Genomic DNA, 24,044 nt, shown 5'->3' on the forward strand with positions numbered 1-24,044 from the left:
TATGGGTATATTCTCACGTTTTGCAGACATCATTAACTCGAACATCAGCTCGCTGTTAGATAAGGCTGAAGATCCAGAAAAAATGGTTCGTCTAATCATTCAGGAAATGGAAGATACATTAGTAGAAGTTCGGTCAACAAATGCAAAAGTGATTGCAGAAAAGAAAGAATTGTTGCGTCGCATCTCGAAAACTGAAGAGCAAGTTCAGGATTGGCAAAGTAAAGCTGAATTGGCTTTATCTAAAGATCGTGAAGACTTAGCAAAAGCGGCCTTAACAGAAAAACAAAGGTCTACGGATTTGGTTAAAGCTCAAACTGACGAACTGCTTGTGGTAGAAGAACACCTAGTGCGTTTGAAGGAAGAGGTTGTACAGCTTCAAGAAAAACTGGCAGATGCTAAGGCTCGACAAAAAACCATTATCATGCGTACGCAAACGGCTTCATCGCGTTTGAATGTTAAGAAACAGCTTGATTCTGGTAAAGTTGATGATGCAATGCTGAAGTTCGAACAATATGAGCGTCGTGTTGAAGGTTTAGAAGCTCAAGTAGAATCATACGACTTAGGTAAGAAAAACACATTGGCTGATGAGTTTGCAGCATTAGAAGCTGAAGAGTCTGTTAATAACGAACTTGAAGCGTTAAAGGCAAAGGTTCAGGCTAAAAAAGCAAAAACGAAATCTTAACTCATCTGAGCAAAGGAGAGAGGTGACTTATGGATCCAGAAGTGTTAATTGTCCCAATTGTTTTGTTCTTGGTAGTTGTTGCACCTATATGGTTAGTTTTGCATTACAAGAGTAAAAGGCAAGTAAGTCAGGGACTTTCAGAAGATGAATTTAAGCAACTAAATGAATTGATTACTCGAGCTGATAAAATGGGACAACGTATTGAGACTTTAGAAGCCATTCTTGATACCGAGGCTCCTGAATGGAGGGCTAAAGATGACAGCAGCAAATAAGCGTCCTTTATATCGTATCCCTTCGCAGGGGAAAATCTCAGGGGTTTGTGCCGGTGTTGCAGACTACTTTGGATTTGAAACATGGTTAGTGAGAATCGTAACAGCTTCGATATTTTTGCTCGGTGGTTATGGAATTGTATTTGTTATCTATATTGCTTTATGGATGATTTTAGATATAAAACCAGCAGAAGCCACTGCGGCAGGCATTCACAAAGATATCGAAATTAAAAAGAAAATATGGCAATCCGGTGAGCCAGCTCAGCAAGCACTTCGTGACGTAAGTTACAAGTTTAGAGCTTTAGAGTTAAGATTAAGAAATCTTGAGCGCCATGTGACTTCCGATAGTTTTGACTTGAAGCGACAAATTGATAATTTATAAAGACGTAACAGGTAGCGAAACACGGCATTGAAGGCGCACTTTTATTACTTTTAACGAGTAAATAAAAGTGCGTCTTTTTGGTTTTAAGCAATAAAAATAGTGGAACCATGAATTTCGTATCAAAAACATTAACCAAAGCTAAAAAAGAAACTAAGTCAGTATTACGGCGGAGTACGGACAAACATGTCAGGGTGGCGGTCACAGGACTTTCTGGATCAGGTAAAACAGCGTTCATTACCGGGCTAGTTCATCAATTATTAAAAGCGGGTATCACAGATCAGGCATCAAGTTTGCCCTTATGGCATGTCAATCGAGAGCAACGGTTATACGGTGTAGAAAGAGAATTACAGCCCGATCTCGCTATTTCGAGCTTTGATTATCAGGGAGCGATAAATTCTTTAACTGACTCACCGGCAAAATGGCCAACTTCAACTCGCAATATTAGTGAATTAAGGCTTGCAATTCATTACCAACCAGAGTCAGGTGTACTAAGTAAATTCACTGATCGTTCTACAGTAATCTTGGATATTATCGATTACCCAGGAGAGTGGTTACTGGACTTACCGTTACTCGATCTGAGTTATACAGAATGGTGTCAACAACAAGGTGATAAAAAAGTATTAATGCAGAGTTCTCCGTACTATAAGGCATTTTACCAATCACTTTTACAGTTAGATCTACAGAAAAAGGCTGAAACAGTAGAAATTGAACATGTGGCGAAGTTATATCAAACGTTATTACAAGACTTATTTAATGAAAGAGGGTATTACCTCGCTCAGCCAGGAAGAATGTTATTACCCGGTGATTTAACGGGTTCGCCAATGGTGACATGGTTCCCATTACTGCACTTGAGCCCTGATGAATTAGCTAAATTTGATAAAGAGTCATCAAAAGACAGTCTTTACCAAGTAATTCAGAATCGCTATCAAGGGTATGTTGAGCAAGTTGTAACACCTTTTTATCGTAATCACTTCTGTCATTTTGACAGACAAGTTGTACTGGTCGATAGTTTAACTGCACTCAATCAGGGACAGCAGCAATTTAACGATATGTTGCAGGCACTTTCTCAGATAATCCAAAGCTTTCAATTTGGTAAATCTAATTTTCTTCGTCGGCTTTTTTCACCAAAAATTGATAAATTACTATTTGCTGCCACTAAAGTTGATCACATAACCAGAAATCAACAATCTAATTTACTACAACTCCTGAATGACATGCTAAGGGAAACGCGGCAAAAAGTATCACTGAAAGGCTGTGATGTAGAAACTATGGCAATCAGTGCAATAAAAGCGACAAAGCATGGGATGGTGGAGTCAAATGGCAAAAAAATCGAAGTGGTTAAAGGTCGTAAACTTGGCAGCTATGAACAGGTAACTTTATTTCCCGGTGATGTGCCCAAACGATTACCCAAGCCTGATTTTTGGCAGCAACAAGGCTTTCAATTTTTAAGTTTTGCACCACCCAAAGCACTAGAGGGTGAAGTGCAACCTGAACTTGAACACATTAGGCTCGACCACTTACTGCAGTATTTGCTAGGAGATAAGCTTGAATAATCTAGATGATATGACAGACAAATTGCAAGGGGCTCGCGAGTTTAAAGATGTAAAATATGATGACATAGAGAGTAATGAGCAACCACTTAAATTTGCCCAAGACTTTAGTGATGAAAAATTTAGCGAGTCCCAACTTGATAAAATATTTTCAGTTCCTAATGCAACATCAGATTTGGTATCTGGCAGCAAAATTCGAAAGATAGAGTCTTTGTCTTGGCTTGCAAAAAGCGCTCTTGTTGCTCTGGTGGTGCTGTTGTTGACTGAAGTGGGGACAACTTTGGTTGATGCTTGGATTCAAAGTCCAATACTTTTTGCCGTATATTCAAGTGCAATTGGCGTAATCAGTGCGTGGGCTTCTTTGGGCATTTTTCGAGAGTTTAATAAATTAAGACAACTCAAAAATATTGAAAATCAACGTCGGGTTGCTGAACGCATATCTAAAAGTATGCAAGTAGGAGAGGCTGATAAAGTCATTGCTTCTATTGATTTAAAAAATGTAGAAAGTATGACGCTTCAGCGATTTCAAGATTCATTATCATTAGAGCTTAATGATGCCGAAAAATTACACCTTTTCGATGAAATTATCTTGAAAGAGCAAGACGAAAAAGCGAAAAAAATAGTTCACAAATACGCAGCAGAATCAGCACTATTACTTGCAGTGAGCCCCTTTGCAATGTTGGATATGGCGTTAGTATTGTTGAGAAACCAGCGAATGCTTACTGAGTTGGCTCAATGTTATGGCATTGATTTAGGGTATGCGAGTCGAGTTAAATTGATAAAAGGTATTATTGGTAATGTGTTATTTGCAGGAAGTGCTGAGCTACTTACTGATATAGGCAGTCAGCTGTTGTCTTTAGAGTTAACAGGAAGATTATCAGCAAAACTAGGGCAAGGACTTGCGGGAGGGCTATTGACTGCAAGATTAGGTTATCAGGCGATGAGTTTATGCCGACCAATTTCATTTTCGGCAGATAACAAGCCTAAGTTATCAGGCATTCATAAGTCGCTATTATTAGAGTTAAAGATCTTATCTAATGAATTGAAATAATTGAATAAAAGCTTGCGTGCGTAACATATTTTTTACATAAATAAAAATTTAATTTGAATATGAACTACTCCATTTTGTGATTTGAACGGTAAGTTAGTTCCTCAGCTTTTAACTGTTTATTTTAATAAGCAGTGCTCAAAGGATTGATAACAGTTTTTTTATTGAAAAATTAAAACCACGTCCTGTGGGCGTGGTAATCAGCGGCAGGCTATGCCTGTAGCATCTACCCATGTTAAGACTTTTCTCGTTGTCCCCACAACAGAGAAAGGATCTATAACATGAGTAGATTTGAAAAATTATCGCACGTTTTATGGCATTGCCAATATCACATTGTTTGGGTTCCCAAGTATCGATTTAGAATACTAAAGGGCAGAACAGCAATAAGGATATTTAAACAGTTCCCACATATACGGAAAAAGCCATATTGGGGCAATCATTTTTGGGCTAAAGGGTATTGTGTTGATACAGTAGGCATAGACGCAGAAATGATAAGAAAGTATGTCAAATATCAGGAAAAGCTTGAAAAGCGACAAGAAAGATTTGATTTTTAATTCGTAAGTATCGGGGACAACAGCTTGCCTTCTAAGAGGGCAAGCACCAGCCCCCTTATAGGGGGCAAAAAGCAAAGCCACCTTCTAAGAAGGTGGATTCTTTAACTCAGAAACCAAATGATTAAACCAATAATTTCTGAATGACTATTGGGGGAAGTATGCAATCAAAATGGAATATCGCAACAAAAGCAATCCACGCAGGACGTAATAAAACAACTCATGGCGATTTAGTCTCTCCATTACATCAAAGTGCGACATTTGCATTCGACTCAGTGGAACAAGGTGGGGCTCGATTCAGCGGTGATGAATCAGGTTATATTTATACTCGTTTAGGTAACCCTACCACGACAGAGTTAGAACTTAAAATGGCTGAGCTTGAAGGAGCTGAGTCAGCTGCTGCAACAGCATCTGGTATGGCTGCTGTTTCTGCTGCATTACTAGCAAACTTGCAAGTGGGCGATCACTTAATCGCTTCTCGCACAGTTTACGGATGCAGTTTTGCATTAATGACTCATCAGTTTGCAAGATTCGGTATTGAAGTGAGCTTAGTGGACTTCGCCGACATGAGAACTGTGGAAGCAGCCATTAGACCAAACACTAAAGTTGTGTATTGCGAAACGCCAGTTAATCCTCATCTTGAGGTTTTTGATTTAAAAGAGTTGACTAGAATTTCTCGAGAATATGAGCTTGTTTCTATCGTTGATAACACCTTTATGACTCCATTATTGCAACGCCCTCTAGATCTTGGCATTGATATGGTCATACACAGTGCGACAAAATATCTTAATGGCCATGGTGATGTAATAGCAGGGATTGTTTGTGGCAAAAATGAGATCATGAACAAGGTGAAGTATGAAATTTTAAAAGATATTGGTGGGGTGATTTCACCTCATGATGCGTGGTTAATTTTACGCGGTTTAAAAACGTTGGATGTAAGAATTCAACGTCATTGTGACAGTGCGGAAAAAGTGGCTGAATTCTTAGAAGGACACTCGAAAGTCGCTAAAGTTTATTATCCAGGCTTATTATCGCATCAAGGCTACCCGTTTCTTGGTAACCAAATGTCCCGTAGCGGCGGTGTCATTGCATTTGAATTGAATGACAATTTTGCAAATACGGTTAAGTTTGTTAATCAACTTGAACTATTTACCATTGCAGTAAGCTTAGGCGATGCTGAATCGCTGATTCAACATCCAGCCTCTATGACGCATTCTCCGTATACCACTGAGGCAAGATTAGAATCAGGTATTACCGATAACCTGATCCGTATATCCGTTGGACTTGAAGCGGTAGAAGATATTATTAACGATTTAAGAATTGGTTTGGAAAAGCTTTAAAAAACTGGTTGATTTTTACTCAGATCTAGGTAGTTTATGTTCTTGATACATAGTAAATCAATAGTTTTTTAACAAGGAGATAGCCGATGAAAGGATTTATTCAGGCTTCATTGATTGCGCTAGCTGTTTTATCTGCACCTGCTTATGCAGGAGATAAAGAAGCGAAACATGAAGCAAAAGCTGCAGTGTCTAAAAAGGCAGAAAAATTAGCCGTTATTAACATTAATACCGCTGATGTTAACCAACTTCAATTACTGAAAGGTATTGGAGCTTCTAAAGCTTTAGCTATTATTGAACACCGAGAGAAAAATGGTAAATTTAAGTCTTTCGATGATTTGCTTAAAGTCAAAGGCATAGGCAGTAAGTTTGTCGCTAAAAATAAATCTACGATAGCTTTTTAAATATAAGTACCTGTCGATAAGTTCTTTGATAATTATTGTGTTCAGGTTTAGTGCTATACAAGACGCAATGTAGGGCGCATAGCCGTAGCTATGTAACCGAAGTTGCAACACCGTAGAGTGCTGAAACTGGGCACTAGAAAATCTTAAGAAACTTATGGTCAGGTACTTATGTATCGTGTACAAGGCGGAAATATATTCCGCCTTTTTTGTTTCCCCAGCGAAGCTGGCAAACCCGAGAGGCAGAAAGAAGCCTGTATCACCCAGACTGAGGGGAAGATAATCCGAATGGCAAGGGCGTTGCGGGCTAACGGCAAGGTCTGAAGGAAGCCATAGGAAGTTAGAGGTACACAGCGAAAGCGAACCTGATTCGGCATGATAGGGAGGTAAGCGTGCGAAATAGCGCAACGTCATATACTCAGTCAGCTTTATCATGTGCTTGAGGGTGGGATTTCTAACAGGGAGCGAGTGCAGTAACTGGGGAAGCCTGACACCTTATCTGGGATAGTCCAGAAGCTTTTATACAAGAGGAAACTCAAGGTAGAAGTTGGTGCGAGGTGGCCGATGAGCCCGTAGTAGTGAGTAAAATCCAGCCGATGAAAGCCAGTAATGGTGTGGAGGGCAAAACTGGATTGACCAATGACGTAGTTTATTGGCGGCATCAACAGCCAAAAGCCAAAAGCCTTGATGTTGGCGAAGGGGTGAAGCTTAATTTAAGTTTGTGATGGACAGGATTTTTTTTTCACAGATACAGAAAATCACAAAAAGATGAGTGAGGCATTTCCGACCTTCAGCCGTCAAACGGGTAGAAATCTCGAAAGATGATGGTGGAGTGAGAAAGCTTGGGATACCAACAGTTCGAGACCGAATCGTACAACAATGCCTAAACGATATACTAAGTCCGATATTTGAAGAGCAGTTCCATCCATCAAGCTATGGATATCGACCACACAGAAGCGGCCATGATGCCATAAACAAAGCCACGATGTTTATCCGTCAATATGACTTAAAACATGTGGTGGATATGGATTTATCCAAATGTTTTGACTTACTCGACCAAGAGCTAATCTTAACGAGCATAAGCAGAAGGGTAAAAGATGGCAGTATCTTAAGGTTGATAAAACAGTTCCTTGAAAGCGGTGTTATCGTAGGAGGCAACTGGCAAGCAACAGTAACAGGAGGTCCACAAGGTGGCGTTATCAGTCCACTGATAGCGAATATCTACCTTGATGCCTTTGACCAAGAGATGAAACGTAGAAATCATCGATTGGTCAGATACGCAGATGATATCCTGATATTATGTCGCAGTCGCAAAGGTGCAGATAATGCACTGAAGCAAGCGACAAAGCTACTCGAAAAGACTTAAAGCTGACAGTAAATCGAAGTAAAACTCCTATCACGCATAGTGATGATGGGGTAAAGTTTCTCGGAGTAGAGATTGGCAGTAACTATACGACAATCCAAGCCAAGAAACTGAAAAGCTTCAAAGTGCAGCTTAAAGCTCTCACTAAACGCAACGGTGGTAAGCCATTACAACGGGTGATAAAAGAGTTAAACCCGAAACTAAGAGGTTTTAGCCAATATTTTCGAATAGCGAATGCGAGCATAGAGTTCAAGAAGCTAGCCGCATGGTTAAGGCTATACAATCTTGAATAAGTGCGAACGGGCTATGTGCTCAGTACAAAGTAATTGAATAAAATTAAGCAGGAGCCGTATACGAGACCCGTACGTACGGTTCTGTGAGAGGGATGGGGCACTAAGGGAACTAGCGATTTAGAAAGTACCAATCAATATTTTAAAATTTTTTTGTCATACCAGCAAAGGCTGATATCCAGTGACTTTTATAGAAAAGCTTAAAGGCACTAGACTCCAGCCTGCGCTGGAGTGACGAGGATTCATCGGTACACTTTCTTCCGCAGCGTCCCTAACGCCTCACCCTACTCGATGTGCTCAAGTGATTAATAACAATGCTGCAAATGTTATTCAGTTGCAAAGTTTGGTTGTGATTGATGCAGGAAAAGAGAATAACATTGTAATGCAGCGAAGTATTATTGGTCAATTAACTGCCTTGAGGCAACTTTCATCGGTAGAAGGAATAGATGGAAAGCTGTTGGAACTTAATTTACAGTATTTTTCACTGTAATCATTTTCAATTTATAGAGATGAAGCAATCATACTCACCTTACATTTCATGTTAAAATCTTCCTAATTGCTCTCAAAACACATTCAGATGAAAATATTAGCCGATGAAAACATGCCATATGCCGAAGACTTGTTTAGAGAATTCGGCGAAGTTGAGTTAGTTGATGGCCGCTCTATCACAGCGTCACAAACTGCAGATGCAGATATCTTATTGGTAAGATCTGTGACCAAAGTTAATCAACAATTATTAGCCAATAGCAACAAGCTAAAGTTTGTAGGCACTGCGACGATTGGAACCGATCATGTGGATATTGATTATCTCTTATCAAAAAATATCGCCTTTTCGAGTGCGCCAGGCTGTAATGCGATAGCCGTTGGTGAGTTCGCGTTTATTGCAATGTTAGAATTGGCCAAGCGGTTTTCTTCTCCATTAAAAGAGAAAACGGTAGGCATTGTGGGTGCGGGTAATACAGGGGCCGCCGTTGCTCGTTGCTTAACGGCTTATGGGGTTAAAGTTTTGTTGTGTGATCCGATAAAAGAAGCAGAAGGGGACTCTCGAAGTTTTTGCAGTCTGGATGACATACTAGCAAGGTGTGATGTGATCAGTTTACACGTGCCATTAACTCAAAATGGTGAGTTTAAAACTTGCTACTTATTTGATGAACTACGTTTAAATGCATTGAAAAAAAATGCTTGGCTATTAAATTGTTGTCGTGGAGAAGTTATCGATAACAATGCCTTGATAAAAGTTAAACAGACACGTCCTGATTTAAAATTGGTATTAGATGTATGGGAAGGCGAGCCATTTCCAATGTCAGAGCTTATCCCATTAGCTGAACTCGCCACGCCTCATATTGCAGGTTATAGCATGGAAGGCAAGGCTAGAGGTACCCTCATGCTATATCAAAAAGTGTGCGAGCTACTTAATAGACCATCGAGCAAGTCAATAACTTCATTATTACCAGAGTTTATGGTTTCAAATTTAACCGTTAATACATCAATTTCTGAAAGTGAATTATTACGCATAATTAGGCTGGTATATGATGTTCGAGATGATGATCAAAAGTTTCGCTCAATAGATTTTGTTAATGGTGGTTTTGATCAAATGAGAAAAAGTCATCGACATCGTCGAGAATTCAGTGCACTCATAATTGAAAGTTGTATACAATCTAATGTAAGTTGGATTAATGAATTAGGTTTTACAGGAGCAAAAGGTTAGCTATGTCACAACAATATAACGTTGTCGTACTTGGTGCGTCGGGGAATGTGGGTCAAACAATCATAGAAATTCTTGAAGAAAGAGAATTTCCAGTCGCAAATTTATACCCACTAGCTAGCCATAAAAGTGCCGGTGAAACATTAGAGTTTAATAATGACACTGTAACGATCATAGATGTTGAAACGTTTGATTGGTCTCAAGCTCAAATTGCGTTCTTTTCAGCTGGTGGAGACATTTCAGCAAAGTGGGCACCTATTGCCGCTGAAGCAGGGTGTGTTGTTATCGATAATACTTCACATTTTCGCTACGACATAGATGTGCCATTAGTCATTCCAGAGGTTAATCCAGAAGCCATCGCTGATTTCCGTAATCGTAATATTATTGCCAATCCAAATTGTTCAACAATTCAAATGTTGGTTGCGTTAAAACCAATTTATGATGCTTTTGGGATTGATCGTATAAATGTGGCTACTTACCAATCCGTATCAGGATCAGGAAAAAAAGCGATAGAAGAGCTCGCGCAACAATGTGCGAAACTCTTGCAAGGACTTCCGTCTGAGTCTGAAGTCTACTCAAAGCAAATTGCGTTTAATGTGCTTCCTCATATCGACGTATTTACAGAAAATGGCTTTACTAAAGAAGAAATGAAAATGGTGTGGGAAACTCAAAAAATATTGGGTGACACTAGTGTTACGGTAAATCCAACGGCTGTTCGTGTGCCTGTTTTTCACGGACATTCGGAAGCTATTCATCTAGAGACTCGTCAACCGGTTGAACCTGAAGATATTAAAGCCGTCTTGCATAATGCAGAGGGAATTGAACTTTTTGACAATGACGAAGATTACCCTACAGCAGTCACTGATGCAGCAGGAACGGATCCTGTTTACGTTGGGCGTATTCGTAATGATTTATCTCACCCTAACGGCATTAATATGTGGGTAGTGTCAGATAATATTCGCAAAGGCGCAGCCTTAAACAGTATTCAAATTGCTGAAATACTTATCAGAGATTATTATTAGTTTACAATTTACGCTCTATTGCAAATATATATGCGATATAAAGCTTGTCATTGGACAGGCTTTTTTTTGAGCCGAAAATAACAGTTTTTTACACTTGAATAAGTTTTGCTATATATAGCAGCATTATGCTTTCTAGTTTATAGTAAACTAAACAAATACAAACGCCTAGTAGAGTCAGCTTGCATTTATTGTGATGCAGCGCTAGAAAGGGAATGGTTAATGAATTTTCGCACGTCAAATATTATTGGTACTTTAGTTCTAGCATTTATAGCTTCCTTCGGTGGTTTTCAGTCTTTTCCAGTTAATTCTGAGACGTTAAAAATCACAGGCCCTGAGGGAGAAACGCATTCAGCTAATCGTCAATATGGTCCAACAACAAAGTCGGATACATTTTGGGGTATTGCACAGCGAGTTCGTCCAGAGAGAAGAGTCAGCGTTTACCAAGTTATGGCAGCGATATACGATGCTAACCCTCACGCATTTACGACCCCAAATTACAATAGCCTCGAAGTTGGAATGATTCTCCTCATTCCTCCTACAGACTCTATGTTGGCAATACCTAAAGACCTTGCAAAATATCGTGCGCAAAATAATGATCGCAACTGGCAAAAACGCAGTGTGAAAAACGAACTAGTACGCAAAGAAAGCAAGCAACAGGAACAAATAAATACTGAAATAAAAAAAGTTGAGCAAGAACCTAATAATCAGAAAAAAATTGATGAATTATTAGGCCTGTTGGAATTAGAAAAAAGTCAAACGATGACATTAACCGATGATCTTGGGCGTACTCAAGATGAATTAAGAACGGCTCAAGATGATTTGTTAACACTAAAAGCAAAGTTGAACGAATTGAATGATCGTATCGCCGCTTTGGATGATTCATTACTCGAAACACGCCAACAAAATGCCGCTTTAAAAGCAGAAAATAAAGCATTAGAAGATGCCGCAACGTTAAAGCAAATAGAAAAGCCAACAAATATATGGCGCTCGTTACTTGATAATCCGTTACTTCTTGTCTCTGCTGCGGTATTACCAGCTTTACTTCTGATTGGTTTGATTGTCTTATTCATCCGCCGTAGACAGAGTAACTCCCAAGAAAGTGCGTTGACAACAGAGTCAAAAGACACAGCTTCCGCTGATAATGATATTTTGCCACAAGATGTCGATCTAGAAGCTGAAACTGAATTAGAAGCTGTTGAAGATAACTTAGAAGAACTCGCCGTTTATTTGGATGAAGAATCTGAAAACTCGGAACCCGTAGTTGAATTAGACGATAGCATTGTTGAAGAAGTCGCTGAGAAGCATGATTCAGATGCGAATCTAGATGACCTGTGGTCAGAAGCGCTGGATGAACAAATTGAAGGTAAAGAAATTAGTTCAGATGTTGAAGAGTTGCTTAATAAACTTGATGACATGGGAGAAGACGTTGAACCCAATGAGTCTCAAGTAGAAAAAGAGTTAAGTGATTCAGAAAATATCGATGCAATGCCTGAAAATCAAGATATTGATGATGTTGCAGAAGAGACTGAACCTGTAAATGATACAAGCTCAACAGACGACATAGATCTTGAAACAATGTTGGATGATGCAGAGAGTGAAGGTGCAGCAGCTCCCGAAAAAGAAGAATTAGAAAATTTAGATGATGATGAATTATTGAAATCATTTTCGATAGACACACTTGATAATGACGATAGCGACGTCGTTAATACAGACAATAACATTGATATAGACTTGAACGATTCTATTGATTTTGATATTGAGCCAGAAGTCGATGAAAGCACAACTGAAGTAACAGAAACAGAAGTTGAAGCTTCATTAGAAAATGTGGATAACAGTATCGAATTTGATTTGCCCGTTGAAAATAACGAAGAAATGATGGAAGAAGTGAGTAATGCTGCTTCTGAACCTGTTACAGCCAATCTAAATAGTGATCTTTTGGAAGAAGAATCTTCATCAGATGATTTGGACGTCATGCTTGATCCCATTGAGCCAGATGAATCAAAAGAAGAAGTAGAGCAACAAGGACAAATAGCTCAGGCCGCAGCCAAAGAGCTAACAAACGAATTTGGTGAAGAACTTGATGAGCTAGATGCGCTAATGGCTGAATTTGGCGTTTCTCCAGAGGCTGAAGAACAAACTGAAAACCAAACCGAGGCAGCTACTGTTTCAGCTGAAAAAGAACCTGAAATTGCAGCGGAGACTATTTCTAAAAATAAAGTTGAACCAGATATTATAGAAGCAGAGCCTTTTAGTTCAGAAGATGAAACGAGCTTAGAAGATAATGTAGATGATTTAAGTGAATTTGAGTCAACTATCCAAGATCCGATTACTGATGATGAATTACTGGCTTCTTTTGCAAAGATTGATAGTGAGATAGAAGAAACAGAAACCATGCTTGAAAATGACTTTTCATTTGAAGGTGATAATATGACTGTTAATGAAGCATTAGCGGTTTTAGAGGATGAAACACCTGAAAAAGAGGAATCGTCTTCAGTAACTGACAGTGACCTTAGTCAATTTCAAAAAGAGAATGGTTTTATCGATATTGATAAATTGTTAAATGAAGCGACCGAATCTTCCGATGAGATTGATCAATATAAAGAGATTAATGTTGATTTAGGTGTTGGTGACGAAAATGAAAACCTACTCGAAAATGCCTCAATGATTGATGTTGACGACGCAGAGAACACGGTAAATGCAAAGCTTGATTTAGCTCGCGCTTATATCGAAATTGACGATAATTCCAGTGCAAAAGCCTTACTTGGAGAAATACAAATAGAAGGTAATGAAAGACAAAAAAAAGAAGCGATGAATTTATTGGATAGCATCGAATAAATCATAACTGTTAAAAGCTTTAATGAGTTGAACGGTGACACAATTGAGTGCTGCCGTTTTTGTTGATAAATTGAACCGTTACTTAACAAGTGAACGTTAGATCTGACAAGAGCAAATAATTAGGATAAAACGTTAAGAACTTCGAATTTCGGTCGTTTAAGTTAGAAATCTTTCGGAGTAAGTAGAAAGCGCAAATTAAATTGTTCGAGAAGCAGATAGTTAGTAACCCTGACTTGTTCTTGAGCTTGATTAAACCTATAGGATTTAAGGGTAATAAACTGGTATTTGAAGAATTGTTAATATCAAGATATTATTCGAGCAATCTATCAACAAAAGAGCCTTTAGAATGTTTGGAAAAAAACACACATCTGCTGAGTTAACATATATAGCCCCAGGCACAAAAGTGACTGGAGAAACTGTTTTTGCTGGTGATGCGTTGATAGGTGGTCGTTTAATCGGAACCATTACTTCAAAATGCAAAATCATCATAGAAGAAGATGGGCGAGTTGACGGTGAAGTTGATTGTGTTGAAGTTTTTATCTCTGGCCATTTCAATGGCAAATTACATTGTGACAAGCTGACCATAACCAATTCAGGTATTTTTGAAGGCGAAGTTAGCAGTGCAAGTATCGAAATATCAGAAGGTGGTCAATTCATAGGTACTCGATTAACCGCTAAAACGGTCGAAAAAAAGAAAGCAAAATTTGTTGTTGAGCCTGACACAAAAGCAGCACCTATCGAAGCAGCTCAATAAGTTACATTACCTTTATCATGATTTTCTTTAGTTTCCCGTAGTAGCTTGAGAAAATCATTGATGTCTCTATCAAAGCTATCTGCAGGAATGTATAAATGATAGCCAAGAAACCGCTCTAACATTAAGCTCCGACGACCAAACATCGCAAGAACCCCTCTGTATCGTTCATCATTTACCGTTAAAGGCAGAAATTCATGGTTTAAATATGCTTCAAGAGCATGCTCATCTTCTGTTTGCGCACTCGCTGTTATCATTAACGATCTCTGCTCAGTCAATAGTCCGGTAGCCAGTCTTGGTGAGATAGAATCTAAAATTGGATTGATGCGTTTTAATTTTACCCCAATATATGGCAGCTCAATCATTTCTAAACCATTGGCTACTCTGAGTACATCAATACGTTGAATATTTTTCCAATCAATGTCTACCAGACCTCGACGATGAAAGTAAGTGAAACCATTAGTTGAAAGCGTAAAGCTAATTGAAGGCTCAAGGAGTTGCGCTGCACCTAAGATTAATGAAACAGCTCCTAGGGTGAAAAAAACAAGGCCTGGTGCAAAATAACTACTGGAGATAAACAGAGTAAAACTGATTATTAGTCCGAGAAAACCGCAAAACGTAAACGTTGAGCCGTCATATTTCTTTCTTGGACAAATGTGAAATTCTTTAATCACTGGAAGCCTTTAAGACTGATTTTATGTGAAACCAAGCCAACCCCAAGTATTCGTGGATAGCCCGTTGTGATGCATTAAGTTGTTTAGCCTCTAAACGCCACCACTTACTGGGTGAATTGATAAAGTCTGTAGGGGCCGGCTCTGGAACCAAACCACGTTGCTTGAAAATCGCGATGGCTCTGGGCATGTGAGTTGCAGAGGTTACTAATCTAAATGGTGCACCTCCCTGCAACTGTTTTAGATATACAGCTTCTTCATCGGTATCTTTTGCGAGAGGCATTTTATCTATTCTGTCTGATGGTATGCCTAGCTCTACGGCGGCTTCTGCCATTACTTCAGCATGACTTCGTAGGTGTGAACCATCATTCCAGCCAGACACAACGAAGCGGCAGTTTTGGCTCAATTTAAATTGCCTGACACCTTCGACTAGTCGAGCTAAAGCAGTACTTGATAATTGCTGAGTTGCGGATAAATCGGTCATATCATTATGACCGGAACCCAAAATTAAAACTGTGCACTTCGATTTCATTGGAGCATTGTTCGCCGAGTATTGAGACTCTAGTGGGTTAACGAATAACCAGTTGGAAATGGGAGAAGCCAGTATCATAATCATTAATATTGTAGTCGCAATACTGGCACGAGCAAAACGGCGATGGCGTATCCATAGCCAAGTGGAAAGCAATATTAGTACGACCAAAGGTAATGGCATAAAAAACTGAGATATTATTTTTTTTAGCCAGAACATCATTAATCTTTAGCCCATAACCAGGCTGCACCACGAACACCTGAAGAGCAGCCAAATTGGTTTTTCAAAAATTTCGTTTTACACTCACCGCCTAACACATATTTATTAAGCAACTGTTGAACTTGAGGATAAATTTCATCAATATTTGACATTCCACCACCTAATACAATGGCTTCGGGATCAAGAATATTAATGAGATGCGCTAATGATCTGGCAAGCCTATCACAATATCTTTCTAAAGCTTGTTTCGCAGGCTCAGCACCTTGACGGAATAAGTCCATGATTTCTACACCAGAAGTTAACTCTAGGCCTGTTGACTGATTAAAATCACGCACAAAACCTGTGCCGGAGACGTAAGTTTCGATGCAATCATGACTGCCACAAAAGCACTGTGTTGATTGAAATTCACTTTTATTCATCCAAGGTAATGGATTATGTCCCCATTCGCCACCTATTCCATTGCCGCCACCATGAACCTTGCCATTATTAGCAATACCACCGCCACAACCAGTACCAATAATCACACCAAATACAAGTCCCATACCAGCGGCCGCACCATCGGTTGCTTCTGAAACTGCAAAACAGTTAGCGTCGTTGGCAACTCGCACTTCACGCTCGAGCAAACGGCTTAAATCTTTGTCTAAAGGCTGACCGTTGATCCAAGTTGAGTTGGCATTTTTAACTAATCCAGTAAAAGGGGAAATAACGCCAGGGATACCGACTCCGACACTACCAATAACATTTAAATGAGATTCGGCTTCTTGAACCAGATTAACAATCGTAGTCAAAGTAGCTTGGTATACTTTTGGTGTTGGCACCCGCTTCCTAAAGACTTCTTTTCCGTTGTGGTCTAGAGCCACTAATTCAATTTTTGTACCACCTAAATCAACACCAAAACGTACCATTGATTGTTACTCCATTATTATTTTATTTTTGCACTGTATTTTTTGCGAGAGCCAAAAAGTGTGGGTTTAATGTACTTTTTTTCTGGTTATACCGTAACGGTGTGGTTGAATTTAATTCAGTGACTTTGCCGCCAGCCGCTTCGAGCACAGCTTGTCCTGCGGCAGTATCCCATTCATGAGTAGGCCCTAAGCGTGGATATAAATCTGCACTTCCTTCAGCCAGTAAGCAAAACTTTAAAGAGCTGCCAACGCTTGTTAACCGATATTCATCAAATCGAGTTAAATATTCTTGAGTCTGAGGGCTAGGGTGAGAGCGGCTTCCAACAATAGTGAGTGGATGATTAGCATGTATCTTAATTGGAAGAGGCTGAACGCCATCTTGAGACTCTACCCATGCGCCGACTTTCAGTGCGCCATAAAAATTCTTTTTTAGTGCAGGAGCATATACTACACCAGCAATAGGTTGACCTTTGTGCACTAAGGCAATGTTGACAGTAAATTCGCCATTTTTAGCTATGAATTCTTTTGTGCCATCAAGCGGATCAATTAACCAATAAGTTTGCCAAAGTTGGCGTTGTTTCCAATCGGCAACGCTCGCTTCTTCAGACATGATTGGAAATTGGGGGAAAGCAGACGTAAGTCCCTTTATAATTTCATTGTGGCTAGCAATATCCGCATTTGTTACTGGCGTATCATTAGACTTTACGCTGATATTTACATCGTCATTATTGTAAATGCGTAAAATTTCCTCACCAGCATTTTTAGCAATACTGCACAGTTGTAAAAGCTCTGATTTTGATATCAACGGGTGATTATGCACTGTTACAAGCCTAAAGTTATTGAGTCCGCTGATTATGCCACTATTTGTTTTATCAATAAAATTAACTCGAGCTTCGACTTTAATTTACATACGTATTCAAAGAGAAGTCAGGAGCATTTTGAACGAATTTTAGTTAGTTACTCAGGTTTGAAAATGCGAATTGAATTACTTGGACAAGGCTCAACGCAAGCACCGCAACCTGTACATGAGTCAGTGTCAATGGTTGGTATTGGTGCTTGTTTCAACAATAAAGCAAAGCTTATCGCTTCTGCTTCGCAAGCGTCCTTACAGCTTTGACAAAAAATACCATGATACGCTAAGCATGAATTTTGAATGTCAGCGATAAGTGACCATGGTGAAGATTGCTGTTTATCGAAAATAGCTTCGGGGCATGCATCAGCACATTTTTCACAAAAGGTGCATTCAGCGTGACTAAAATTAAGCTCAGGAAAGCCACCATCACCTCGAGTAATAACCTTGGTTTCGCAGGTATCGATACAGGCATTACAGCGGGTACATGTATCAATGAAATTTATTTCAAGACTTGTCCACGGTGGACGAAGTGCATTATCTTTTTTCCGTCTAAAAAAGTTTCTTCGACTTGAGTCAAAATGGCCTGCCATAAACGTTAAACCTTATTCACCATAACCATTTGGATTTTTCGATTGCCAGTTCCAACTACTATTAGTCATGTCTTCAAGGCTGTGTGTCGCTTTCCAATTTAATTCTTTTAAAGCAAAAGCAGGATCACCGTAATATGAAGCAATATCACCAGAGCGTCTTGCAACCAAATCATAGGCAATTTTATTTCCGCATGATTTTTCGAATGCTTTAACGACATCCAGCACACTGTAACCAATGCCTGTACCTAAGTTATAGGTAACTAATCCAGGTTTTGTATCAAGTTTTTCAAGAGATTTTAGATGACCAATAGCTAAATCGACAACATGTATGTAATCACGTACGCCTGTTCCGTCATGGGTTGGATAATCGTCACCAAAAATAGACAGCTTTTCTCTCTTTCCAATTGCAACTTGTGAAATAAATGGCATTAAATTATTGGGGATATCATTTGGATCTTCACCTATCAATGCACTTTTATGTGCTCCAACAGGGTTGAAATAACGCAGTCGAGCAATATTCCAACTTGGATCTGAGTGATGTAAATCAGCGAGCATTTCCTCAACCATTAGTTTTGAGCGACCATATGGGCTCGCGGCTTGGGTTGGGAAGCTTTCTTTAATCGGTAAAATCTCTGATTCTTTATATACAGTCGCCGATGAGCTGAAAACCAAGTTTTTAATACCAAATTGGGCCATCACTTCACATAATATTAAAGTGCCTGTGACATTAGTTTCGTAGTATTTAAGGGGTTTAGCCACGGATTCACCGACAGCTTTTAAACCTGCAAAGTGAATGACAGATACGATGATATTATCGGTAAATACTTTTTGAAGTAGGGCTTTGTTTAGTATGTCACCTTGATAGAAGGTAACTTCTTTGCCGGTAATTTGTTGAATACGATCTAATACGACTATGCTCGAATTAGATAAATTATCAACGATAATGACATCCATATTATTATTCAGTAACTCTACAACGGTATGACTTCCGATATAGCCTGTACCGCCAGTAACTAAAACCGCCATTCCCTGATCCCTTAATTAAATTAACAACGACAAACATTGTACTTTGTCCGTAATAGCCATGCCATACAAATTAGGGAAATAATGACACTTTAGTATTAGAAAAAAGCGTTTATGAAGACTAAAAAAACTAAAGAGGTATTGAAATATTAATAGTTACGTAAACCTTTGTTTACGAATTTTCTTATAGCTCTACTGAGCAAAAGCAGCAAGACAGTTAACAAAAAGTGAGTCATAGCACAGTATGTAGAGAAGAGTTAATAGAAAAGAAGAATCGAACGATGAGTAAAGAAACGAAATACGTTGCCAAGATAGCGGATGAATCAGGCTTCATCCATTATTCGGATGAAGAGCACGACGTGTGGCGCCAACTTTATGCTCGTCAAGAAGTCAATTTGCCGGGAAGAGCTTGCAAAGAATACATATATGGTATTGAGGCACTTAATTTACCTAAAGATCGAATTCCACAGCTTAGTGAAATTGACAGCGTTTTGATGGAAACTACGGGTTGGAAAACGGAACCTGTACCAGCATTAATTTCATTTGGACGTTTTTTTGAGTTGTTGGCAAGTAAGCGATTTCCGGTAGCCACCTTTATCCGCAGTAAAGAGGATTTCGATTATCTTCAAGAACCGGATATTTTCCATGAAATCTTTGGACATTGCCCATTATTAACCAACCCATCGTTTGCTAATTTTTCTCATGTCTACGGGCAACTTGGATTAGCAGCTACAAAACAAGAAAGAGTATTCTTAGCACGCTTATATTGGTTTACTGTTGAGTTCGGTTTAATGCAAGGAAAAGGTGAAGAACTCAATATATACGGTGGCGGAATATTAAGCTCACCGGGTGAGACGCTTTATGCCATGGATAACATTCCTGAAAGAAAAGAGTTTGACTTAGTAACGGTGATGAGAACACCTTACAGAATTGATATTATGCAACCCATTTACTATGTCATCGAAAACATCAGCTTTTTAGATGAAGTAGTTAAGATGGATATAATGGCTGCAGTTAAAAAAGCTCAAGAGCTTGGTTTGTTTGCACCCAAGTTTGAACCAAAAGCTAAAGCTAGCTAAACGACCAAATTTAGGAGAAAAAGAATAATGACTGAATTATCTAAAATGAAGTGTGAAGCATGTCATGCTGACGCGCCAAAAGTGACTGACGAAGAGCTTGGTGAGTTGGTACGAATGATCCCAGATTGGGGAGTAGAAGTGCGTGACGGTATTATGCAGCTTGAACGAGTATATAAATTTAAAAACTTTAAATTGGCTTTAGCATTTACCAATAAAGTTGCAGAACTTGCTGAAAAAGAGTTCCATCATCCTGGTATTTTGACTGAATGGGGTAAAGTGACTGTAACTTGGTGGTCACACTCAATTAAAGGCCTTCATCGTAACGATTTCATTATGGCAGCAAAAACAGATCAATTATTAGACTGATTTGACTCTGCCTTAAATGTATTAACTAATCAGCATGTTATAGTTTATGGCATGCTGTTTTTTTATGTTAGTAACAACATCTTATCTGTAAACAAGACTTGCCACATAAGCAATAAACCACTACCGTATAGCCACATTTTGCGTTTGTCAGTCCTCATGTTGTTTGTAAATAATGGAATATAAGCACTATGCGCTTGGAAATCAGTTGTCACGATAGAGTTGGTTTAGCGAAAGATATTTTAGAAGTATTGGAGCGATATGGCATTAACTTGCTTGCTATCGATGCCAGTAACTTCGGTTTTATTTATTTACAGTTTGCTGAAATTGAATTCGACACGCTCAGCGAGCTAATGCCTCAATTAAGAAAAGTAGAAGGGGTATATGATGTTAGAACTGTGTCTTTCATGCCCTCCGAGCAAAAACACTACGCATTAAAAACACTGTTAAAAACCCTTCCAGATCTTGTATTTTCAATTGATGTTAAATCTAGAGTCAGAATTGTTAATGAATCAGCCTTAATGGCGTTAGAACTTCCAGAAGAAGAAGTTATTGGAGAGCTACTCAATCAGTGGGTACAAGGCTTTAGCTTTAGCCGTTGGATCACCGAGCCTCAAGTGCTTGCTCAAGCAACTCGGGTACAAATTGGTTCCAATGAATATATAGCAGAAATGTTGCCTTTGTATTTGCCTGACGAGCAAGAGGAGGGGGAATCCGTCATGGTTGGCGCTGTAGTTTCACTTAAGTCAGCCGCTCGCGTCGGAAAGCAGTTTAATGCTTTACAAAGCCAAACGACCAGTTTTGAAACTGTTTTGGCGACGAGCGATAAAATGAAGGAAGTGCTTCAAACCGCGCAGCGTATGGCTCAATTGGACTCACCACTATTAATTACAGGTGAAACAGGAATTGGCAAAGAACTTATGGCTAAAGCCAGCCACGAAGCCAGTATGCGCCGTGAGCAGCCTTTTGTTGCAATCAATTGTGCGGCTCTTCCTGATCATATTGCTGAAGAAGAATTATTTGGTTTACATGAAGATGGTGAGCTAAAAAAACGTGGCTACGTTGACGAGGCGAAAGGCGGTACTATCTTCTTCGATGAAATTGCAGAAATGTCTTCCGCCGCTCAAGTGAAATTATTACGATTACTGCAAGATGGTTCCTTCAGGCATATCGGTGGCGGGCAAGAAATCAAAGCTGATATTCGAATCATCTGTTCGACACAAAAGAACTTAGCTGAACTCTGTCAAACAGGTGAGTTCAGGGAAGATCTCTATTATCGAATCAATGTACTGAATTACCACATCCCATCTTTGAGAGAAAGAAAGCAGGACATCATTCCATTGACAGAGATGTTTTTAGAACATTATAGCCAACAGCTTTCAAGCCCTACAAGGAGAATATCTTTGCAGTGTAGAGATGTCTTACTGAGCTATGCATGGCCGGGGAATGTCAGGCAACTCAAGAATGCTATTTTTAGAGCTGTATCAATGCATAGTGGTGGGAATGAACTTGAGGCAGAGCAACTTAAGCTTCCGTCCTATGCAGAAGGTTTTGGGTATTTTGATAACGAATTCGAAGGTAGTCTTGATGATGCAATGAAGCAATTCGAAGCCGGTTTGTTAAGACGTTTGTATCCAGCTTATCCAAGTACTCGTCAACTTGCGAGAAAATTAGGTGTGTCTCATACTGCTATCGCCAACAAGCTAAGAGATTATAAAATAACGAAAAAGAAGTAATTGTAAGCATTTTTTTACGCTAATCACACGCTTAAGCTAAAGTGTGATTTAGCTCACGCTATTTCTATTTTTAGCTGTTTAGGGTATTTGTTACAGTCACAACGAAAATGAATTAATTATTTGCATTGGTGCAGAGGAGTATAGATGAAATTAGCAACTTATAAGAACGGGCGCCGTGATGGCCAATTAATGTTGGTGAGTCGAGATTTAACAAAGGCGGTTGCCGTTCCTGCGATTGCTAACACGATGCAACAGTTAATGGATTCATGGGACTTATTAGAGCCACAGTTACTGGAATTATATGAAGCACTCAATGCTGGTCAATTAGAGAATACTGTTGATTTTGATCAGGGTAAGTGTGAATCACCTTTACCTCGTGCCTACCAATGGGCAGATGGAAGCGCCTATGTAAACCATGTTGAATTAGTTCGTAAAGCTCGTGGTGCCGAAATGCCTGCAACGTTTTGGACAGATCCATTGGTATATCAAGGCGGTTCGGATAGCTTTATTGCACCAAAAGCAGACATACCTTTGGGTAGCGAAGATTGGGGGATTGATTTTGAATCTGAAATCGCTGTGATCACCTCTGATGTACCTATGGGGGTTGATGCTAAAACAGCTGCCTCACACATTAAACTATTGATGCTAGTTAATGATGTCTCTCTACGTAATTTGATCCCTGGTGAGTTGGCTAAAGGTTTTGGTTTCTTTCAATCTAAGCCTTCAAGCAGTTTTTCTCCTGTTGCAATCACGCCTGATGAGCTGGGTGAAAGATGGCAGGACTCGAAAGTACACTTGCCTCTGATCACACACTTAAATGGTGAACTATTTGGTCAACCCAATGCAGGTGTCGATATGACGTTTGATTTCAGTCAGCTGGTGTCTCATGTAGCAAAAAGTCGACCAATAGGGGCTGGAGCAGTAGTCGGTTCAGGCACGATTTCTAATTATGATCGCAGCGCAGGTTCAAGCTGCCTTGCAGAAAAACGCATGTTAGAAACAATTACTGATGGTAAGCCAAGTACTTCATTCATGAAATTTGGCGATACAGTTAAAATCGAAATGCTTGATGATAATGGCGTGACAATCTTTGGCTCAATTGATCAAAAAGTAGTTGAATATAAAGCTTAAGGCTTTGTTTGATGAATAAACAATAGAATGGACTTCCACATATCGTGCAAGTCCTTTTTTTTAAGGATTTTATAATGAAACTATACGGCTACTGGCGTTCTAGTGCGGCTTATCGAGTAAGAATTGCATTGAATTTGAAAAATATTCAAGTTGAGCACATCTCTGTTCATTTAGTCAAAAATGGTGGTCAGCAACATCAGTCTGAATATACAAACATGAACCGCCAAGAGTTAGTACCTACTTTTGTTACTCAAGATGAAATATCAGGAGAAACGCTTACACTCACTCAATCTTTGGCAATTATTGACTACCTTGATGAGTTACACTCCCAAGGGAGTTTATTACCTGCCTCTATACAAGATAAAGCGCTAGTGCGCAGTATGGCATTATTGGTGGCTTGTGATGTTCATCCTTTGAATAATTTAAGTATTCTTCAATACTTGTCGAATGATTTAAATATTGATGATGAAGCTAAAACAAAATGGTATCACCATTGGGTTCATAAAGGCTTTATTGCTCTAGAAGCTATGCTAGAAAAGCACAGTGGGAAATACTGTTTTGGTGATACGGTAACTTTAGCGGATCTCTGCTTAGTGCCTCAAGTTTATAACGCTAATCGTTTAAAAGTTCCAATGGAAGCCTATCCAAATATTGTCAGAGTCTGGAATGCCTGTAATAAACTAGAAGCCTTTGATAAAGCATTACCTGAAAATCAACCGGATGCAGTTGTGCAATAATCCTAATAAAAAAGTAAGGGGT

General features: G+C 39.3%; 27 protein-coding genes. 21 read left to right on the top strand and 6 right to left on the bottom strand.

Annotated elements, in window-relative coordinates:
* The first annotated feature begins 1 nt into the window (after window position 1).
* The 16 genes from pspA to E2I05_RS05820 all read left to right on the top strand — a co-directional run bounded on the left by pspA (window position 2) and on the right by E2I05_RS05820 (window position 14,189).
* Window positions 2–682: a phage shock protein PspA gene (gene pspA / locus E2I05_RS05750; RefSeq protein WP_121854162.1), complete on the top strand. Its 681-nt coding sequence runs from the start codon at window positions 2–4 to the stop codon at window positions 680–682.
* Window positions 683–711: 29 nt separating this feature from the next.
* On the top strand, window positions 712–954 hold the full coding sequence (gene pspB / locus E2I05_RS05755; RefSeq protein ID WP_121854163.1) for an envelope stress response membrane protein PspB: 243 nt from the start codon (window positions 712–714) through the stop codon (window positions 952–954).
* Window positions 938–1,333: an envelope stress response membrane protein PspC gene (gene pspC, locus E2I05_RS05760; RefSeq protein WP_121854164.1), complete on the top strand. Its 396-nt coding sequence runs from the start codon at window positions 938–940 to the stop codon at window positions 1,331–1,333. Before pspB ends, pspC begins: the two co-directional genes overlap by 17 nt.
* 107 nt (window positions 1,334–1,440) lie before the next feature.
* Window positions 1,441–2,886, top strand: a complete 1,446-nt coding sequence (locus E2I05_RS05765) for a YcjX family protein (RefSeq protein WP_121854165.1) — start codon at window positions 1,441–1,443, stop codon at window positions 2,884–2,886.
* Window positions 2,879–3,934, top strand: coding sequence for a TIGR01620 family protein (locus tag E2I05_RS05770; protein WP_121854166.1), 1,056 nt, complete (start codon window positions 2,879–2,881; stop codon window positions 3,932–3,934). The genes E2I05_RS05765 and E2I05_RS05770 overlap by 8 nt, the downstream gene beginning before the upstream one ends.
* Window positions 3,935–4,212: 278 nt before the next feature.
* Window positions 4,213–4,485: a transposase gene (locus E2I05_RS05775; RefSeq protein WP_121854167.1), complete on the top strand. Its 273-nt coding sequence runs from the start codon at window positions 4,213–4,215 to the stop codon at window positions 4,483–4,485.
* A 158-nt stretch (window positions 4,486–4,643) separates the two neighbouring features.
* Window positions 4,644–5,822 carry a trans-sulfuration enzyme family protein gene (locus tag E2I05_RS05780; protein ID WP_121854168.1) on the top strand — a complete coding sequence of 393 codons (1,179 nt, stop codon included), beginning with the start codon at window positions 4,644–4,646 and terminating at the stop codon, window positions 5,820–5,822.
* Between the two features lie 86 nt (window positions 5,823–5,908).
* Window positions 5,909–6,223 carry a ComEA family DNA-binding protein gene (locus tag E2I05_RS05785; RefSeq protein WP_121854169.1) on the top strand — a complete coding sequence of 105 codons (315 nt, stop codon included), beginning with the start codon at window positions 5,909–5,911 and terminating at the stop codon, window positions 6,221–6,223.
* Between the two features lie 554 nt (window positions 6,224–6,777).
* A complete protein-coding gene (locus tag E2I05_RS21965) occupies window positions 6,778–6,945 on the top strand; it encodes a hypothetical protein (RefSeq protein WP_170179620.1) in 168 nt (55 codons plus the stop codon).
* A 47-nt stretch (window positions 6,946–6,992) separates the two neighbouring features.
* The gene (locus E2I05_RS05795) at window positions 6,993–7,586 is read left to right on the top strand and encodes a reverse transcriptase domain-containing protein (RefSeq protein WP_244935416.1); all 594 of its coding nucleotides are present in this window, start codon (window positions 6,993–6,995) and stop codon (window positions 7,584–7,586) included.
* Between the two features lie 122 nt (window positions 7,587–7,708).
* A complete protein-coding gene (locus E2I05_RS22455) occupies window positions 7,709–7,876 on the top strand; it encodes a group II intron maturase-specific domain-containing protein (RefSeq protein WP_243641071.1) in 168 nt (55 codons plus the stop codon).
* 298 nt (window positions 7,877–8,174) lie between these two features.
* The gene (locus tag E2I05_RS05800) at window positions 8,175–8,363 is read left to right on the top strand and encodes a ComEA family DNA-binding protein (protein WP_165905475.1); all 189 of its coding nucleotides are present in this window, start codon (window positions 8,175–8,177) and stop codon (window positions 8,361–8,363) included.
* Window positions 8,364–8,450: 87 nt separating this feature from the next.
* Entirely contained in the window at window positions 8,451–9,581 is a 1,131-nt protein-coding gene (locus E2I05_RS05805; protein ID WP_121853361.1) for a 4-phosphoerythronate dehydrogenase, read from the top strand.
* A 2-nt stretch (window positions 9,582–9,583) separates the two neighbouring features.
* Entirely contained in the window at window positions 9,584–10,600 is a 1,017-nt protein-coding gene (locus tag E2I05_RS05810) for an aspartate-semialdehyde dehydrogenase (RefSeq protein ID WP_121853362.1), read from the top strand.
* A gap of 219 nt (window positions 10,601–10,819) precedes the next feature.
* On the top strand, window positions 10,820–13,435 hold the full coding sequence (locus E2I05_RS05815; RefSeq protein ID WP_121853363.1) for a FimV/HubP family polar landmark protein: 2,616 nt from the start codon (window positions 10,820–10,822) through the stop codon (window positions 13,433–13,435).
* A 346-nt stretch (window positions 13,436–13,781) separates the two neighbouring features.
* Window positions 13,782–14,189, top strand: coding sequence for a bactofilin family protein (locus tag E2I05_RS05820; RefSeq protein WP_121853364.1), 408 nt, complete (start codon window positions 13,782–13,784; stop codon window positions 14,187–14,189).
* Here the strand turns inward: E2I05_RS05820 and E2I05_RS05825 are convergent.
* The 6 genes from E2I05_RS05825 to galE all read right to left on the bottom strand — a co-directional run bounded on the left by E2I05_RS05825 (window position 14,183) and on the right by galE (window position 18,979).
* Window positions 14,183–14,860, bottom strand: a complete 678-nt coding sequence (locus tag E2I05_RS05825) for a DUF2982 domain-containing protein (RefSeq protein ID WP_121853365.1) — start codon at window positions 14,858–14,860, stop codon at window positions 14,183–14,185. The two genes, E2I05_RS05820 and E2I05_RS05825, sit on opposite strands and share 7 nt — an antisense overlap.
* Window positions 14,853–15,569 (bottom strand): YdcF family protein, encoded by a 717-nt coding sequence (locus tag E2I05_RS05830; protein WP_244935417.1) that lies wholly within the window; start codon window positions 15,567–15,569, stop codon window positions 14,853–14,855. Before E2I05_RS05830 ends, E2I05_RS05825 begins: the two co-directional genes overlap by 8 nt.
* A gap of 38 nt (window positions 15,570–15,607) precedes the next feature.
* Window positions 15,608–16,510, bottom strand: coding sequence for a fructokinase (gene mak, locus E2I05_RS05835; protein ID WP_121853367.1), 903 nt, complete (start codon window positions 16,508–16,510; stop codon window positions 15,608–15,610).
* 22 nt (window positions 16,511–16,532) lie between these two features.
* Complete coding sequence (cysQ, locus tag E2I05_RS05840; RefSeq protein WP_121853368.1) at window positions 16,533–17,330, bottom strand: 3'(2'),5'-bisphosphate nucleotidase CysQ; 798 nt, start codon at window positions 17,328–17,330, stop codon at window positions 16,533–16,535.
* Window positions 17,331–17,467: 137 nt separating this feature from the next.
* Window positions 17,468–17,953 (bottom strand): ferredoxin-type protein NapF, encoded by a 486-nt coding sequence (gene napF, locus E2I05_RS05845; protein WP_121853369.1) that lies wholly within the window; start codon window positions 17,951–17,953, stop codon window positions 17,468–17,470.
* Window positions 17,954–17,965: 12 nt separating this feature from the next.
* Window positions 17,966–18,979 (bottom strand): UDP-glucose 4-epimerase GalE, encoded by a 1,014-nt coding sequence (galE, locus tag E2I05_RS05850; protein WP_121853370.1) that lies wholly within the window; start codon window positions 18,977–18,979, stop codon window positions 17,966–17,968.
* A 257-nt stretch (window positions 18,980–19,236) separates the two neighbouring features.
* Between galE and phhA the strand changes: the two genes are divergently transcribed.
* The 5 genes from phhA (at window position 19,237) to maiA (ending at window position 24,022) form a co-directional block, all read left to right on the top strand.
* Window positions 19,237–20,055, top strand: a complete 819-nt coding sequence (gene phhA / locus E2I05_RS05855; protein WP_312018405.1) for a phenylalanine 4-monooxygenase — start codon at window positions 19,237–19,239, stop codon at window positions 20,053–20,055.
* A 27-nt stretch (window positions 20,056–20,082) separates the two neighbouring features.
* A complete protein-coding gene (locus E2I05_RS05860; protein ID WP_121853372.1) occupies window positions 20,083–20,421 on the top strand; it encodes a 4a-hydroxytetrahydrobiopterin dehydratase in 339 nt (112 codons plus the stop codon).
* Window positions 20,422–20,609: 188 nt separating this feature from the next.
* Window positions 20,610–22,154, top strand: a complete 1,545-nt coding sequence (gene tyrR / locus E2I05_RS05865; protein WP_121853373.1) for a transcriptional regulator TyrR — start codon at window positions 20,610–20,612, stop codon at window positions 22,152–22,154.
* A gap of 144 nt (window positions 22,155–22,298) precedes the next feature.
* On the top strand, window positions 22,299–23,285 hold the full coding sequence (locus tag E2I05_RS05870) for a fumarylacetoacetate hydrolase family protein (protein ID WP_121853374.1): 987 nt from the start codon (window positions 22,299–22,301) through the stop codon (window positions 23,283–23,285).
* Window positions 23,286–23,359: 74 nt separating this feature from the next.
* Entirely contained in the window at window positions 23,360–24,022 is a 663-nt protein-coding gene (gene maiA, locus E2I05_RS05875) for a maleylacetoacetate isomerase (RefSeq protein WP_121853375.1), read from the top strand.
* Window positions 24,023–24,044 lie beyond the last annotated feature (22 nt).

Origin of the sequence: Parashewanella spongiae (genome assembly GCF_004358345.1) — a bacterium.
GTDB lineage: Bacteria > Pseudomonadota > Gammaproteobacteria > Enterobacterales > Shewanellaceae > Parashewanella > Parashewanella spongiae.

What these genes read in the sequence shown, in the direction of transcription:
- E2I05_RS05870 (WP_121853374.1), top strand. Translation starts at nt 22,299, where the DNA reads ATGAAATTAGCAACTTATAAGAACGGGCGCCGTGATGGCCAATTAATG.
- tyrR (WP_121853373.1), top strand. Translation starts at nt 20,610, where the DNA reads ATGCGCTTGGAAATCAGTTGTCACGATAGAGTTGGTTTAGCGAAAGAT.
- pspB (WP_121854163.1), top strand. Translation starts at nt 712, where the DNA reads ATGGATCCAGAAGTGTTAATTGTCCCAATTGTTTTGTTCTTGGTAGTT.
- E2I05_RS05810 (WP_121853362.1), top strand. Translation starts at nt 9,584, where the DNA reads ATGTCACAACAATATAACGTTGTCGTACTTGGTGCGTCGGGGAATGTG.
- E2I05_RS05785 (WP_121854169.1), top strand. Translation starts at nt 5,909, where the DNA reads ATGAAAGGATTTATTCAGGCTTCATTGATTGCGCTAGCTGTTTTATCT.
- E2I05_RS05805 (WP_121853361.1), top strand. Translation starts at nt 8,451, where the DNA reads ATGAAAATATTAGCCGATGAAAACATGCCATATGCCGAAGACTTGTTT.
- E2I05_RS05860 (WP_121853372.1), top strand. Translation starts at nt 20,083, where the DNA reads ATGACTGAATTATCTAAAATGAAGTGTGAAGCATGTCATGCTGACGCG.
- E2I05_RS05780 (WP_121854168.1), top strand. Translation starts at nt 4,644, where the DNA reads ATGCAATCAAAATGGAATATCGCAACAAAAGCAATCCACGCAGGACGT.
- E2I05_RS05830 (WP_244935417.1), bottom strand. Translation starts at nt 15,569, where the DNA reads ATGCCATTACCTTTGGTCGTACTAATATTGCTTTCCACTTGGCTATGG.
- E2I05_RS05815 (WP_121853363.1), top strand. Translation starts at nt 10,820, where the DNA reads ATGAATTTTCGCACGTCAAATATTATTGGTACTTTAGTTCTAGCATTT.
- E2I05_RS05820 (WP_121853364.1), top strand. Translation starts at nt 13,782, where the DNA reads ATGTTTGGAAAAAAACACACATCTGCTGAGTTAACATATATAGCCCCA.
- pspA (WP_121854162.1), top strand. Translation starts at nt 2, where the DNA reads ATGGGTATATTCTCACGTTTTGCAGACATCATTAACTCGAACATCAGC.
- galE (WP_121853370.1), bottom strand. Translation starts at nt 18,979, where the DNA reads ATGGCGGTTTTAGTTACTGGCGGTACAGGCTATATCGGAAGTCATACC.
- E2I05_RS05765 (WP_121854165.1), top strand. Translation starts at nt 1,441, where the DNA reads ATGAATTTCGTATCAAAAACATTAACCAAAGCTAAAAAAGAAACTAAG.
- pspC (WP_121854164.1), top strand. Translation starts at nt 938, where the DNA reads ATGACAGCAGCAAATAAGCGTCCTTTATATCGTATCCCTTCGCAGGGG.
- napF (WP_121853369.1), bottom strand. Translation starts at nt 17,953, where the DNA reads ATGGCAGGCCATTTTGACTCAAGTCGAAGAAACTTTTTTAGACGGAAA.
- maiA (WP_121853375.1), top strand. Translation starts at nt 23,360, where the DNA reads ATGAAACTATACGGCTACTGGCGTTCTAGTGCGGCTTATCGAGTAAGA.
- mak (WP_121853367.1), bottom strand. Translation starts at nt 16,510, where the DNA reads ATGGTACGTTTTGGTGTTGATTTAGGTGGTACAAAAATTGAATTAGTG.
- E2I05_RS05775 (WP_121854167.1), top strand. Translation starts at nt 4,213, where the DNA reads ATGAGTAGATTTGAAAAATTATCGCACGTTTTATGGCATTGCCAATAT.